General features: G+C 69.8%; 10 protein-coding genes and 1 pseudogene. 4 read left to right on the forward strand and 7 right to left on the reverse strand.

Annotation, left to right across the window (positions count from 1 at the left end; all coding sequences use genetic code 11):
* Window positions 1-82: 82 nt before the first annotated feature.
* Window positions 83-706 carry a TetR/AcrR family transcriptional regulator gene (locus ACZ7LV_RS04060; protein ID WP_471935434.1) on the reverse strand — a complete coding sequence of 208 codons (624 nt, stop codon included), beginning with the start codon at window positions 704-706 and terminating at the stop codon, window positions 83-85.
* A 318-nt stretch (window positions 707-1,024) separates the two neighbouring features.
* A complete protein-coding gene (locus ACZ7LV_RS04065) occupies window positions 1,025-1,777 on the reverse strand; it encodes a calcium-binding protein (protein ID WP_471935436.1) in 753 nt (250 codons plus the stop codon).
* 225 nt (window positions 1,778-2,002) lie between these two features.
* Between ACZ7LV_RS04065 and ACZ7LV_RS04070 the strand changes: the two genes are divergently transcribed.
* Window positions 2,003-2,782: an SDR family NAD(P)-dependent oxidoreductase gene (locus ACZ7LV_RS04070; RefSeq protein WP_471935438.1), complete on the forward strand. Its 780-nt coding sequence runs from the start codon at window positions 2,003-2,005 to the stop codon at window positions 2,780-2,782.
* Between the two features lie 100 nt (window positions 2,783-2,882).
* Here ACZ7LV_RS04070 and ACZ7LV_RS04075 read toward each other — a convergent pair whose 3' ends face one another.
* The 3 genes from ACZ7LV_RS04075 to ACZ7LV_RS04085 form a co-directional block, all read right to left on the reverse strand.
* Entirely contained in the window at window positions 2,883-3,509 is a 627-nt protein-coding gene (locus ACZ7LV_RS04075) for a TetR/AcrR family transcriptional regulator (RefSeq protein WP_471935440.1), read from the reverse strand.
* 106 nt (window positions 3,510-3,615) lie between these two features.
* Window positions 3,616-4,551 carry an SDR family NAD(P)-dependent oxidoreductase gene (locus tag ACZ7LV_RS04080; RefSeq protein ID WP_471935442.1) on the reverse strand — a complete coding sequence of 312 codons (936 nt, stop codon included), beginning with the start codon at window positions 4,549-4,551 and terminating at the stop codon, window positions 3,616-3,618.
* Between the two features lie 1,366 nt (window positions 4,552-5,917).
* Window positions 5,918-6,838 carry an NADP-dependent oxidoreductase gene (locus ACZ7LV_RS04085; protein ID WP_471935444.1) on the reverse strand — a complete coding sequence of 307 codons (921 nt, stop codon included), beginning with the start codon at window positions 6,836-6,838 and terminating at the stop codon, window positions 5,918-5,920.
* A gap of 641 nt (window positions 6,839-7,479) precedes the next feature.
* Here ACZ7LV_RS04085 and ACZ7LV_RS04090 point away from each other — a divergent pair.
* Window positions 7,480-8,448, forward strand: coding sequence for a DNA polymerase Y family protein (locus ACZ7LV_RS04090; protein ID WP_471936107.1), 969 nt, complete (start codon window positions 7,480-7,482; stop codon window positions 8,446-8,448).
* 235 nt (window positions 8,449-8,683) lie between these two features.
* Here ACZ7LV_RS04090 and ACZ7LV_RS04095 read toward each other — a convergent pair whose 3' ends face one another.
* A complete protein-coding gene (locus ACZ7LV_RS04095; protein WP_471935446.1) occupies window positions 8,684-9,904 on the reverse strand; it encodes an acyltransferase family protein in 1,221 nt (406 codons plus the stop codon).
* A 190-nt stretch (window positions 9,905-10,094) separates the two neighbouring features.
* The gene (locus tag ACZ7LV_RS04100) at window positions 10,095-11,300 is read right to left on the reverse strand and encodes a cysteine desulfurase-like protein (RefSeq protein ID WP_471935449.1); all 1,206 of its coding nucleotides are present in this window, start codon (window positions 11,298-11,300) and stop codon (window positions 10,095-10,097) included.
* 181 nt (window positions 11,301-11,481) lie between these two features.
* On the opposite strand from ACZ7LV_RS04100, the pseudogene ACZ7LV_RS04105 reads away from it, so the two are divergent.
* Both ACZ7LV_RS04105 and ACZ7LV_RS04110 read left to right on the forward strand, forming a co-directional pair.
* Window positions 11,482-11,922, forward strand: a pseudogene (locus ACZ7LV_RS04105) (IS5 family transposase); the annotation flags it as partial.
* Window positions 11,923-12,696: 774 nt separating this feature from the next.
* Window positions 12,697-14,439 (forward strand): serine/threonine-protein kinase, encoded by a 1,743-nt coding sequence (locus tag ACZ7LV_RS04110; RefSeq protein WP_471935451.1) that lies wholly within the window; start codon window positions 12,697-12,699, stop codon window positions 14,437-14,439.
* Window positions 14,440-14,614 lie beyond the last annotated feature (175 nt).

A 14,614-nucleotide genomic window follows, 5' to 3' on the forward strand; every position in this document is an offset into this window, starting at 1 on the left:
GGATCGGAGGCGGTGACGAAGTTGCGGCATGGCCGCCACTTTCGCACGTGGCCCGACCACCGTGAAGTCAAGGAGACAGGGCCTAGCTGTCCTTCAGCAGTGCCCGGCAGGCGGATCGGGTGGCCCAGGTCTGGGCGCGGTCGAACGTCCAGCCGCGGTCTCCTACGAGGGTCATCCAGGCTTGCGGGCCGAGGTAGAACCAGAGCAGGTCGATGGCCTCCGCGCGCGGGACGTCGACGCGAAGTGCGTCGAGCGCGACGAGGCGGTCGGTAGCGCTGGTCAGGGCTCGGAGGTACTCGTCGGCTCCCTGGTCCAACACCTCTTTGACGGCGGGTTCCCCTGGCGGCTTGCGATACAGGAGCCCGTACAGGAGGTCCCAATGGCGTTCATGGATGAGCCGGGTGCCCTCGGCGATCAAGTCGATCACGCCCTGGGGGTCGTCGCTGGACTCGATGGCGACGACGGCATCGGCGATGCTCGGTGCGTCGAGTATCGGTGCCAGCAGAGCCGTCAGGATGCTCGGCTTGTTCCCCACGCTGCTGTACACGGTCGGCACGGCGACGGTCGCCGCCTCGGCGATCTCCCCGATGGTGACTCCGGTGTACCCGCGGGCCAGGAAGAGCGTCTGCGCGCTGTCCAGGATGGTTTCACGCGTGGCGGCCGCCGAGTTGGTGCGGCGGGGGGAGTCGTACTTCCGAGTAGTCACCGGCACACCATACCTCCGGGAGGTCAGTCGCCATATTGACTATAGGTGCGTCGAATCAATATTGACTCATATTCTGGGAGGTCTTAGGTGTCCCGGCGGCCACAAAGACTCGGCTTTGCTGCGCGAGGGGCCGTCGCGGTGCGCGGCACAGTGCACAACCACCTCGCCCATGAAGAAGTGGAGACACCTGCGGAGGTGACCTGCAGCATGCCGCGCGTCGACGGGATCAGCGCCTGACTGTCGAGAGGGCTGCGCCGGAGATGCCGAGCGTTCGATCACCGGCCCCGCTCATGCCGCAGGGTCGGCGGGTCCGGGTGGTTACCTGACGTCGACGTACGCCCCGGCGTTGGACGCCGCCGCGGTGGTCGACGAGCCCCAGAAGCGCAGGCGCCAGTAGCCGTCGGCCGTGGCCCGCACGGTGGTCCGGAAGAACCCGGCGGCATTGCCCTTGATGATCTTGACGGTGCGGTAACTGCCCGAGTTCGCGGGGCGGAACTGCAGCCGCGCCTCCTGGTTGCCGAACGCGACATACTTCTGCTGCTCCCAGTCCGCCCTGATCAGGTCACCGCTGACGACGATGGGATAACCCTTCTTCACCGACGCCGGAAAGGCGCTGGTGGTGATTTTGGCGATGCGCAGGACCTGGACCGTGGCCGCCTGGTCCACGGTGCGGTAGTCCCCGTCCTGGGCGAACAGTGCGATGCGTACGCGCCAGGTGCCCGCGTCGGCGTTCACCAAGCCGTCTCGGCGTGGTTCGATGTCGCCCCCCACGGAACACGTGCTCCTGGTGCATCCCGCGTACACGCCGCCGGTGACGGCCGTCGGCCTGTTGATGCTGGTGCCCCGCCACAACCAGGCCTCCATGGCCCGCAGTCCCGAGTTGTCGGCGCCCGTCACCTTGTAGCCGAACAGCTTGCCGCCGGTGCCGACGGCGACCCCTTTGCCGTTGTTCATGGCGACCTGGGTGATTCTCGTGTCGCCGTGGTGCTCGTCGGCCTGGGCGCCGGGCACGGCGTAGACGGCCAGTGCCGCAGCCGTGCCCAACACGGCGACGGCAGGTCTCGTGCGCATATGTCCTCCTACAGGGAAACGACAGGCGTGCCGCGGTACAACACCAGGTAACTGGACGTGGTGCAGGGTCAGACCAACGGCCGGGGCCTGAGGTTGTAGGAGAGGCCTGACGTGGCGGCTTCGCCGAGTACACAGGGGTTCATGCCCCGTATCGCAAGACCGTCGGCTGGACCGACGCGTAGACACTGACGCTGTCGCCGTGGGCGTACCGCCTAGGGTGCGCACATGGCATCGCAGAGCTATCTCTCCGAACTGTTCTCGCTGGACGGGCGCGTCGCCGTGGTGACGGGCGGCAGCTCCGGCATCGGCCGGGCAATCACCGGTGCCCTCGCGCGAGCAGGGGCACGCGTGGTGATCGTGGCGCGCAAGGAGTCGGAACTGGTCGCCACAGTCGACGAGTTGACCGCTGACGGCTGTCGAACCGCCTGGGTCAGCGCCGACCTTGGTACCCGCGACGGGGTGCGCACGGCGGCCGAGGAAGCGGCCGCGGTGTTCGGCGAGCCCGACATCCTCGTCAACTGCGCCGGAATCAACCTGCGCCCGCCGATGGGTGAACTGGGCGAGGACGTGTGGGACGCCACTATGGCGGTGAACCTCGAGGCGCCGTACTTGCTGGGCCGGCGGTTCGGGCCAGGCATGGCCGAGCGGGGCTTCGGGCGGATCATCCACATCACCTCACAGCAGGCGCATCGAGCGTTCGTCCAGAGCGGCGCCTACGGTGTCTCCAAGGGGGCGCTGGAGTCCCTCGCCCGCTCGCAGGCAGAGGCGTGGTCGCCGCACGGCGTCACCTGCAACACGCTGGTGCCTGGCTTCGTCATGACCCCGCTCAACGCGCGGTTGTCCTCCGACCCGGAGAAGGTCGCGGCGCTGGCCGCGCGCACAATGGTCGGACGTAACGGTCTGGCGGAGGACTTCGCCGGGGCGGCGGTGTTCCTGGCCAGCCGTGCCTCCGGTTACGTCACCGGGCAGGCGATCTTCGTCGACGGCGGGTTGTCCGTTCACTGAACCCCACTGAACCCCACGCAGCCCCGATTCGGACTGTATGGCTCGCATGATCGACGAGGTGAGGATCGACGACGCCCCGCCGCATCCGTGCGCGGACGCGTCAGGGTTCGCGGGGGCGGCGGTAGGCCCCGTACCACCAGATCCGTGCGAGCTCGCGGGCGAAGGCGGCGTCGCCGCCGCCGGTGTCGACACTGATGTGGTGCGCAATCGCCTGGGCTCCGCCCCAGACGATGATGCGGCTGGCCGAGACCGCGTCGAGATCGGCCGGTGTCAGACCGTCGGCCTGATCCGACAGTAGGTGCCGCAGCGTCGCCTCGTCGAACCCTTCCAGGTCAGCGGTGTAGAAATCGTTCACCATGGGGTCGTAGGCCGCCGCCTCGCGGACCGCGGTCAGCGCATTGTGGTGCGCGCGGTGAATGCCGATCACTTCTTCGAAGAGCTCGGCGAGTTGGTCCGGACCGGCGGCGGGGGCCCATTGCTTGACCAGCGCCAGCAGCGACTCCCGCAGATCGTTGGTGAGTCGCACGAGGACGTCCGACTTGCTCTGGAAATGAGCGTAGAACGTCGCACGGGACACCCCGGCCTCCTCCAGGATGCGCTGGACGCTGATCTCGGAGAAGGCCTCGCCCGAATTGAGGAGCCGCTCGAGGGCGGACATGACCTGAGCCGCGGTCGCGGCCGAGCGGCTGGCGTGATGGTCGGCCTGGCGTCGGGTCACGGGTCTCATCAGGAACCTTCTGGGTGTGTTTCGTGCTCGTCCGGTCGGCGTGGTTCCGTGGGCTTACGGCCCGCGGAGGCATTTCCGGGCCGGAACCGCTGTGCGGTGCGGTGGATCAGTCCACCACGGGCAGAGCGTAGTCCCACAGCCGGTCCGCGGCTGCCGGGTCCACCGACCACTTCGCCACACCCGCCATGACGTCGGGGCCTCCGTCCACGACTTCGGACTCCTGGTTGTCCTCGAAGTACCGCCCAGTGACGCCGTCGAGGAGAGGCGACGCGGCCAGGAGCACCGTGGTGGCGGCGCCCTGGGCGGGGGTCTTGAAGTAGTCGGGGGTGACGAGGTTGCCGTCCGCGTCCATAGCACCGAGGGCCAGCATGGTGGCCTTGTCGATGTGCCGGGCGAGGTTGGTGTGGATCGTCCCCGGCGCGCAGGCGTTGGCGGTGATACCGTCCTCGGCCCACCGGCGGCTGATACCGACCGCCAGGAGTACATCGGCGGTCTTCGACTGGCAGTAGGCGACGAACGGGTCGTAGGCCCTGCGCTCGAAGTGGGGGTCGTCGAAGTCGAATCCTGCCCGCAGCTGAGCACCGGAGCTGACCACGACCACGCGAGGGTTCTCGGCGCTCCGCAGGGCCGGGTGCAGGCCTACGGCCAGCGCGAAGTGGCCGAGATGGTTGGTGGCGAGCTGCATCTCCCAGCCCTGCGCGTTGGTCTGCCGGGTCGGGAGCATCATCACGCCTGCGTTGGCGACGAGGCCGTCGAGCGGCCCGCTCCAAGAGGAGCAGAAGGCGCGGACGGAGTTCAGATCGGCCAGGTCCAGTGCGGCGGCCTGCGTCTGCGGGAACTCCTCGAGCAGCGGCTTGGCGTCGTCGGGGTTCCGGGTCGCGATGGTCACCTGAGCACCCGCGCCCGCGAGTGCACGCACCGTTTCGGCACCGAGTCCGGAGGAGCCGCCGGTGACGATCATCCGGCGTCCGCTCAGGTCGACTCCGTCCAGCACCTCCGCGGCGGTGGCGCGCTTGCCGAAGGGGGTTGTTGTCAGCGTCATGACTGTGTCCTGCCTTCACACGGGGCCGTGGTTCCGAGGCGGGCGGCGGCCCGCGATCCCTGCCGCCCGACGTCGAGCGACAGTAACCATACATCGTGTTCAGACATAATGTATGGGCGGGCTGGGAGGGGTCGACACCGCCGCCCCAGTGCGTCTCGGCATCTCTCGCAGGCCGGTGAGGACAGGGGTGATCCACCGGATGTGTGCTGCGAGGGCCGTGGACAGTCGGCTCGGCCCGAAGCCTTCGACGGGTGAGCCCCGGAGCAGGACCTACCGGCGTAGCAGTGCTTTCACGTCGGGCCGCGGCGCCAAGTGCGGCACCGTCCACGCGGACGAAGGACTCCGTCGACGGGGCGTCGGCGGAGCATGGGACGGCTCGGCCGGGGGAGGCCGGCGCGGCTGACGGCGCCGACCGCACTTGGCGCCACGGAGCGCGAGAGGCCTCGGCCGTATCTGCGCTGCGATTCACCACCAGGGCAGCGTGCATCCGTCCACGGCAGCCGGCCTGTCTTTCCGGACCGAGGCGCCGACGACCGTGGGGCGCCTGGTAATGCCGCGCTCGCCACGCTGCCGGCCGACTCGGCCGGGTGTCACTCGAACGGGGCTTGCGGACGACGGCGCTGAGACCGACTCCTACCTGCCGACCGGCTACGCCTCGGCGCCGGCTTGCTGCGCAAGCGGGTGTCGCATCCGTCGGCGCTGCCCGCGTCGGCGACCCGGACGTGCGCGTCGCGGCGAGATCCCGGGACTGGGGTTCTTCCTCGGTGACGTCGACATGGTCGCTGGGGCGCTGCGGTGCGAGCGGCCTGTCGCTGAGCAAGGACTCGTGCCATGGCTGGGGATTGTGCGGGCGGCGGCCCCCTGGCGGTGCGGTTGCCGAGAGCCTCGCTTCAGGTCCGGGACCGGCTCGGTCTGCTCGCCGTAGAGCCGGCGCAGGACTCGGCGGCCCGGCTCGCGACGCTGACCCAAGCAGGCCCGCCGCGCGTCGGACGACATCGGCGAGGAGGCTTTCCTGGTCGCCGTCGACCTGCTGCGCGAATCGGCCCGCGCTCTGCCCCTGCGGCCGATCGCCCCGGCACCGATTCTCTCGACGGGTCCCAGTGACGGCGTCGCTCCGCGGATCGCCCCTGCCTAACAGGATCTCGACCGGCACACGCGCGTGTAAGCACTCACCGCAGACCGGCTGCGCACTCCCACGGAGGAGCTGATGCGGGATGGCGCGGCGACCACCCCGGCTTCTCCTGCCGGCCGCCGGTCAACTCGTCACGGCCGACACCCTCATCCCGCCCGGCTCCATCCGCCGGCGCCGGGAGGCGCATTCACTGTCTACACAGATTGATGCTGCGCCCCCCTACGCTCTCCTGACTCAGTCTTCAGTGACGCGGATGATGGTCTTGCCGGGAATGCGCTTGGCCGGTGTGAACGCGGAGGCTGCCTCGGCGAGCGGGCGGACGGCGCCGACGATCGGCTTGAGGCGGCCATCCCGCAGCCTCTGGGCGAGGTCGGCCAAGCGAACCCGATCGGGTTCGACGACGAAGAAGACGGCTCGGCCGTCGTGAGGCTGGACGGTGACCGGTTCGGCGATCGTGACCAGGGTCCCGCCGGGGCGGACCAGTGCGGTGGAGCGTTCGAGAATTTCGCCGCCGATCACGTCGAGCACGACGTCGACCTCGCCGAGGGCGGCCAGTCCCTCCGCCCGGAGGTCGATGAAGGTGTCCGCGCCCAGGCCGAGGGCGGTGTCGCGGTCGTCGGCCCGGCCGGTGCCGATCACCCGGGCGCCGACCTCGTGTGCCAACTGCACGGCGATGGAGCCGACCCCGCCCGCGGCGCCGTGGATGAGCACGGTCTGGCCGGTGGTCAGGTGGGCGTGGTCGAACAGAGCCTGCCAGGCGGTGAGCCCCGAGATCGGCAGCGCGGCGGCCGTGACGTGGTCGACGTCGGCCGGGAGCGGAGCGAGGTTGCGGGCCTCGACCGCCGTGTACTGAGCCAGCGAGCCGTTCCGGGCCCAGTCGGTCACACCGAACACACGCTGCCCGACCGTCAGGCCCGTGGTGCCGTAGCCGAGCTCGGCGACCACGCCGGACAGCTCGTGGCCGGGCACGCTCGGGGTTCGGTCACGACCGGCCCGGTCGGTCCAGGTTCCGGGCCAGGTCAGTTCGCCCGGGGTGAATCCGGCGGCGTGGACCTCCACGATCACATCGTTCTCGGCGGCGTGCGGGTGGGGCAGCTCGGAGAGGGTCAGGCCGTCGACACCGGCGTCGCGGTCCTGGACGGTGATGGCTTGCATGAGGGGTTCCTCCGAGTCGGGGGTCGCTCAGGGAGCGGGCATGGCACCTGGCGGGCGCGGGTATCGGCCCCGCGCGATGCCCCTGCCATGATCAATATCAGCGCCGTCCGACCCTGTCCGCCACAGCACACGGCGGCGGAGGAGGGACGGATGCCAGGCGCCGTTCTCGTCACGCCTCGAACCCTAGGAGGGAAGCGGCTCAAGCATGTGGGCCACTTGTGCCCACTTCCAGTGGGCCACCTACGTCGCCCGGCCTTCCCGCGCGCAGCGGCCTGAGCCGATATGTGTGGCTGGATGCCGGGCCGACAGTGACCGGAGGATCTTGGTTCCCCGGCGAGGAGGCGACGGGCGTCTGCTCGGCCGACCGAGCGGCGCCGGATGCGGTGACCGGCGTGCACCTGGACGGGTGGGGTCGACTCCGATGCCGAACTCGGCGATCCGGTCCGGTGGCCGGGGCCCACGCTTCCTGCCTTGCTCTTCCGCTGCCGTCGGCTGCTGAAGTCTGGGGCTCATGGGGGCGTGTGCGTGATTCCACAGGGGTGGGGCAGGCGCCCGCATTCGCGTGTTCGATTTTCTGTTCGATATCCTACGAGTAGGAGGTGGTGACCGTGGACGCAGCGGCTCGTGAGGTGGCGACGGTGATGCACGTGCGCTGCCCGGACCACCTCTCGGAGGAGACCTACCGTGAGGTGCTGGAGCAGCTGGCCGAGCTGTCCCCGGTCGTGCAGGCCCTGCCGCCGACCGCGGCCTTGATCGAACTGAAGGGCGCCTTGCGTTACCACCGCACCGACTCCCGGCACCTGGGGGAGATCCTGCGGGTCCGCACGATCTCCCGCCTCGGCGTCGACGTCCGGGTGGGGGTCGGGCCCTCGATCACGGTCGCGGCCACCGCCTCCGCGCAGATCCCCGCGCCGGGCGGCGTCCTCTACGTGGATCCTGGCCAGGTCACCGACTGGCTCGGGCCGCTGCCGGTCGAGGCACTGCACGGCATAGGCCCGCAACAGGCGACGGTCCTGCACGATTACGGCATCCACACCGTCGCCCTTCTCGCCACGGTTTCGCCGGCGACGGTCCAACGCCTGCTGGGCGGCAAGGCCGGCCGCCTCGCCGCCGACCGGGCCCGCGGCATCGATCCCCGCCCCGTCCTGCCCCGCACCCTGCCCGCCTCCGCAACCGTGCCACATACCTTCGACCGGCACACCCTCGACGGCGCCACCGTCCGCTCCGCGCTGCTCCAGCAGGTCGTTCGGCTCGGCATCCGGTTGCGTCGCCGCGGCCAGGCAGCACGCGCGCTCACCCTGACCCTGCGTTTCGCGGGCGGCGGCACCTGGCACAAGACACGCCGCTTGCCCGAACCGTCCGCCCACGACGATGACCTGCGGACCCTTGCCTACCAGCTCATGGACGCCGCCGCCCTGCAACGCGGCCGCCTCGTGGCACTCACCCTCAAGGGCGAGGACTTGATCAACGCCGATCAGGTCGCCCAGCAGATCAGCCTCGACCACGCCCGCGAGGCCCGCCTCCTGGCCGAAGAGGCCACCGACCGCGTCCGCGACAAGTTCGGACCCGGGATCATCGGCCCGGCCGCGGCGTATCGCCCCGCCTCGTAGACCACGTGACCGAACGGGACACCGACGGAGACCGTGGACTTGCCCTACTGGGTGCCCGCCGTGGAGCGGGCCGTGGGGCCGGGCGTACGACTTGTTCCGCCGCCGGCAGCGTAACGGCAGACGTGGCGACCGCTGCGCCATCCCGAAGGGTACGACCAGCTCGCGGTCCGCTACGAGGCAGCCGTCCTCGTAGCGGCTCTCAACGAGTGGCTGTGACCAGCACGTTGGATACGTCCTAGGGTCGCATCCCGAACAGGAAGCGGGTCGCCCGCGTGCGGCGGACCAGCAGTTCGTACGCGGTGAGGGTGAGGACGAGGGCTGTCACCACGAGCACGGCGTACTCGACCAGGATCGGCGCAGACCAGCCGATCACGAAGTATGCGACGGCGACCACGATCGGCTGGTGCAGGACGTACAGCGGCAGCGCGGCTGCGGCGAGATAGCCATAGAGGCGCCGACGCGTCGTCGGGGTCGGGTGCGGCGCCGCACGCGGTTGCTCCAGCCGCCGACGTAGCCGCCGACGGTCGAGGAGGCCCGGGATGGCGACCACCAGGCACCATCCGGCCGCACCGAACAGCGCCCGCGAGGCCGTCGCCAGGGTGGTCATCTCCGTGAAGGGCTCGTCGGCCAGGGCAAAGCCGGGGCCGGCTGCCGCGAACAGCAGGGCCCCGAGCCAGGCTGCGGTCCGGGCATCGCGCCGCATCGCGGTGCGGAAGCGGTCGTCGGTCGCGAGCGCGAAGCCGGCAAGGAAGAACAGCAGGTACGACCAGCGGTGCCAGCCCGCGTAATCCTCCTCCAGCCGTGCGAAGGCACAGATCGCCGCGAAGGCGAGGGCCGGCAGGAGCACGACGCCCCGCCGGCGCAGGGTTTCCGCCGCCACCCGGTCGCCGATGCGGCGGACGCCTTCGCGCGGCAACCACCGGTAGAACGGCACCAGCATGAGGGAGAACGCCAGCAGCAGCACGACGAACCAGAGATGGCCGGTCTCGAAGTGCTCGCCCTGGACGAGGAACGGGAACTCCTCGGGCTCCAGGTGCACATCGTAGAAGCGGGGCAGGAAGCCGAGGTACGACTCGTGGTAGTCGGCGTCGGCCGAGCGCAGCCGCAGCCACTGCGGCAGCGGGTTCAGCGCAAGGGTCGCGAAGACCAGCGGCACGCCGAGCCGCAGCAGCCGCTCGCCCGCGAAGCCGCCCGCGCCGCGGCGCCGAAGCGAGTGCCAGGCACCGAGGCCGGAGATGAGGAACAGCAACGGCATCGCCCAGACGACCCCGAACCCGGCGATGATCATGATGGCTTCGGTGGTCTCGGCGTTCTTGACGTAGAAATCGTCGTCGGCGGCGAACACGAGCGCCGAGTGGAAGAAGACCAGCCCGATCACGACCAGCATCCGGATCGCGTCCAGCTCCGGCCGCCGCTGCGGTAACGGTGCCTGCGCCGGTTCAGCGCGCGTCGCCATGTCTGTCCCCCCGTCGCCCGTCCGTCACCAGTGTCGGGAAGGCGGCAGCCGGACGCCACCCCCGCGACGGACCCCGCCCACATCGAAGATCAGCTTGCGATACGCGCCCAAGGTGCCATCACCCCTGGGTGGATGGGGACCGGTCACCGCCGGTCCGGGTTGCGGTCCGGGTCGTGGCGCCCGTTCGCGCTCACTCCTCCAGGAACTCGGCCAACGCCGCCAGCAGCCGGTCGACGTCCTCCAAGTCGTTGTAGGGGGCGAGTCCGATGCGCAGGCCGCCGGTGTCGCCGAGGCCCAGGTGGCGGGAGGCCTCGATGGCGTAGAAGTGGCTGGCGGGAGCGTGGATGTCGCGGGCGGCGAGGAACCGGTAGGCGTCGGCGGTGTCGTGGTGCTCGAAGGTGAGCAGGAGAGTGGGGGTGCGGTCCGCGGCCCGGGAGTGGAGGGTGACACCCGGGAGCGCGGCCAGTTCCTTGTCGAGCTGGGTGCGCAAGCTGTGCTCGTGTGCTTCGAGTGCGACGAAGGAGGCGGCCAGGCGTTCGCGCCGAGTGCCCACCGCGTTCGGGTCGAGGCCCGCCAGGAAGTCCACGGCGGCGTGCGTACCGGCGAGCAACTCGTAGGGAAGAGTGCCCAGTTCGAAGCGCTCGGGGACCGCGTCGCTGGAGGGCAGCAGCTTGTCGGGGCGCAGGGTCTCCAGCAGCGCGGGCCGGGCGGCCAGGACGCCGTGGTGGGGGCCGAGGAACTTGTACGGGGAGCAGACGAAGAAGTCCGCCCCCAGAGCCGGCAGATCGACCAGGGTGTGCGCGGTGTAGTGGACGCCGTCGACATGGGCGAGCGCTCCGGCCTCGTGGACCAGGCGGCAGATCTCGGCGATCGGGGGGCGGGTCCCGATGAGGTTGGAGGCCGCGGTGACGGCGACGAGACGCGTGCGGTCGGACAGGACGGCGCGGATGTCGTCGGCCGTCAACTCTCCGGTGGCGGGGTCGAACCCGGCCCAGCGCACGATGGCGCCGGCCCGTTCCGCGGCCTGCACCCAGGGGCGGATGTTGGCGTCATGGTCGAGGCGGGTGACGACGACCTCGTCGCCGGGCGCCCATGAGGCGGCGACGGCGCGGGCGACGTCGTAGGTGAGCTGCGTGGCGCTGCGCCCGAACACGATCCCCGCCGGGTCCGCGCCCAGCAGGTCGGCCACGGCCCGGCGCGCCCCGGTGACGACGGTCTCGGCGTTGCGCTCCCCCAGGGAGTACTGCCCCCGGTTGGACAGGGGCCGCGACAGCGCGTCCGCGATCGCGTCGATGACGGGCTGCGGCGTCTGTGTGCCCCCGGGCCCGTCGAAGTGGACGGTCCCGGCGGTGAGTGCGGGGAACCGGGAGCGCAAGGCGGCAATGTCGTACGTCAACGTCGTAGCTCCTGTCGTGGTCCGGGCCAGGGCACGAGTCAACCTCATCGGTCCCACCGCAGCGACATCGCCTCTCCCTGGCGGGCGGGGGAGGGGGGCGCCTCCGCCGGCTGATGTGCACCTGCGAGACGGCCCTATGCCTAGAGCGTGTCTCTCTGATGGGTCGGTCAGTTGATCGGATGTGTCAGTCCGATTAATGATCACGGATGCGATGTGGGACCGGATCGAGCCGTTGATGTCGGCCGATCCGGTCCGCGGGCGGCGATGGGCCGATCACCGCCGCACTCTTGAGGCCATCGCGTGGAAGTACCGCACCAGCTCGCCCTGGCGGGACCTTCCCGATGAGCTCGGCCCGTTCCAGACCGCTCACAAGCGGCTGATCAGATGGGCCGTCGACGGCACCTGGGAGATGATCCTGGCCGCCGTATTGGCGGCGGCGGACGCCGACGACGGCATCGACTGGACGGTGTCGGTGGACTCCACGGTTGTCCGGGCTCACCAGCACGCTGCCGGAGCGCTCAAAATGGGGCGGCCCACTCCGGCGAGCCCGCCGATCACGCGCTCGGACGCTCCCGCGGCGGGCTGAGCACCAAGGTCCACCTGGCCGCAGACGGCAGCGCACCTCCAAGTACAGGGCCGCGGGAGCGCGTTCTGCAGGGCCTCGGTGCAGTCGACGGTGTGGAGCACGGTGCCGCCGCTCGTGGCCGCCGGCCTTTTGCAGCACTCCCCGGAGGCTCTGCGCGGCCCTGCTGCCTCGCGCAGCGCCGACGACTCGCAGGTGCTCGGCGGGCGCAGCGTCAAATGAGACGCCGCCGACCGGCCGCGGTTCGGGGGCCGGTTGTCCTGGGCGAGGAGCTTGCGGTCGCGCCGCCCATCTCGACCTCGGCCTGCTTGCCCCTTCCAGCCGCCAACCGGGGCAGCGCAGCCGTTCGCCCGAGTGCCGAGGAGGAAAAATGTCTTCGCCTCACCACCGTGAACCGGGACCATCCACACTCCTTCCTCCCTGGCCGAGCTCCCGGCCGCACGGAGTGCGGCTGCACGCTGGAATCCTCGACGTTTTCCGGTACCCGGCTGGCGGAGCGGTAAGTCAACTGCCGGAAGAGGAACGGATCAGGGGTCCCCGTCGGGGGACGACGCGCCCATCGTTACTCCGTCTCGACACCCGTCAGTATCGTGTGCAGAGCTGTCAGGGCAAGGACTCCGTCGTTCGCTGAAAGCTCGGGCCCTCGCGTACGAGCAGTGGGTCATGGCGCCGCTGGCCTTGCAGGTGGTCCGGCGCTTTCGCAGCGCGACCGCTGCCCGACGCACCCGAAGGCGGCGAGGCGGTCGCTACGCTACCCCTGGCTTCGCGGGTTCGGCGAGGGCCGCACAGTCGGAAACAGGGGATGGGTCATCAATGAGCAGCACGCCTTCTGCAGGCCTCTTCACACCACTTCAGGAGGGCGACCCGGCCGATGTGGGCGGATACCGGCTGAGCGCCGTCCTAGGTACGGGAGGCATGGGCAAGGTCTACCTCTCCTACACACCGGGGGGCCGGCCCATCGCGCTCAAGGTGATTCGGCCGGAGTTCAGTGAAGACCCCGAATTCAGACGGCGGTTCACACAGGAGGTTCAAGCCGCGCAGCGGGTGCAGGGACTGTACACGGCTCCAGTACTCGACTTCGACACCGAGGGAGCCCAACCTTGGCTCGCCACCGCCTACGTCCCCGGCCCTTCGCTCGCGCACGCCGTGGCCCAGCACGGGGGCCTGCCGCTGCGCAGTGTGCTCCTGCTGACGGTGGGGGTGGCCGAGGCGCTCACTGTGATTCACGGCGCGGGGATCGTGCACCGTGATCTGAAGCCCGCCAATGTGCTCCTGGCCTCCGACGGCCCTCGTGTCATCGACTTCGGCATCGCCCGCGCAGCCGACGCGACCTCACTGACCGGTACGGGCGTGAGCGTAGGCACACCGACTTTCATGGCGCCGGAGCAGGCGTCAGCCGGTACGATCACCCCGGCCACCGACATCTTCGCCCTGGGCCAGATCGCGGCTTTCGCGGCGATCGGTTCGCCCGCTTACGGTGAAGGCTCCTCGCACGCGGTGCTCTATCGCATCGTCCACGAGGACCCCGACCTCAGCCGACTGCCTTCCGAACTGTTGCCCCTGGTCACCCGCTGTCTCACCCGAGACCCGGTCGGCCGGCCTGGCCTTGGCGAGGTCATCGCCCTGTGCCACGAGCTTTCGTCCGAACCGTTGCGCCAGGGCGAGGACTGGCTGCCGCAGAAGGTCGTCGACTCGATCACCGAGCGGTTGCGTCTGCCGGAGCCCGCGAAGACACCGCCACAGTCGGCTGTAGCTCCGACGCCGACTCAGGTCTCACAGCCGAGTTCGCCGCCCGGCACAGTGGACCCATACGCGCCGACTGGCTTCGCGCCGCCCCCCGCGCCAGGAACTCCGGGGCAGGTGCGGCCTTCCGGGCATCAGGGACGTCCTGCTCCAGGTCACCCGGCGAACCACGTGCCGTCACCCGTGACTCACCACCCCTCGGGGCCGTCGGCCGGCGAGAAGCCCAAGCGGACGGGGCTGATCGTGGCCGCGTCGGTCGTGGGCACGCTGGTCACTCTGGGAGTCATCGGCTTCCTGCTGTCGGACGGAGACGGCAAGGAGGCAAACAGCGGGTCGAACGCCCCTACTCACAGCAGCAGTAGACCTGCGAGCGGCGACGGTAGCCCGGGTGGGGGGCAGCCTTCGAAAGACCCGCAACCTGTTGCGTACGAAGGCATCGATCTGACAGACGGCTACCAGCTCCTACTGGCTGACGACCCGCCACGGCCGGCGGAGAAGGAGGATGCGGCGCCCGGTGATCTCTACTTCAGAGTCGTCAACTTCCTGGATGAGTCGTCGATCGGTACTGACAACGGGAAGCTCGTCCTCCTGAACAACGCGCAGAAGGGCTCCCTGGAGACCTGCCGCAAGGAGACGCGTTATACCGAGAAGATCGACCTCAACCAGCTGAGCCAGGGCTCGGAGATGTGCGTCCTGAGTGACGCGGGTCATGTGGCGGTAGCCACGTACCGCGGCAAGTCGAGCGATAGCGACCCCGGCTCATACATCACCTTGGATCTACGGATCTGGCGCAACGCGCAGGCCGGCGGGTGAGCTTGCTTGAGTGGCTGCCTCGCGAGGCAGCCTTCGTGGAGTGGGTGGTGGACAGTCACGGCGTCGAGCACCAGGCCGACATGCGGAGCTCGTATTCCCTATCTCCGTGGTGGTTCCGGTGAGGCTGTTCGGAGCAGATGTGGAGATCAAGCTTTCTGGGGCAGTCCGTCATGGC

This window comes from Streptomyces sp. NPDC107562 (genome assembly GCF_055657325.1).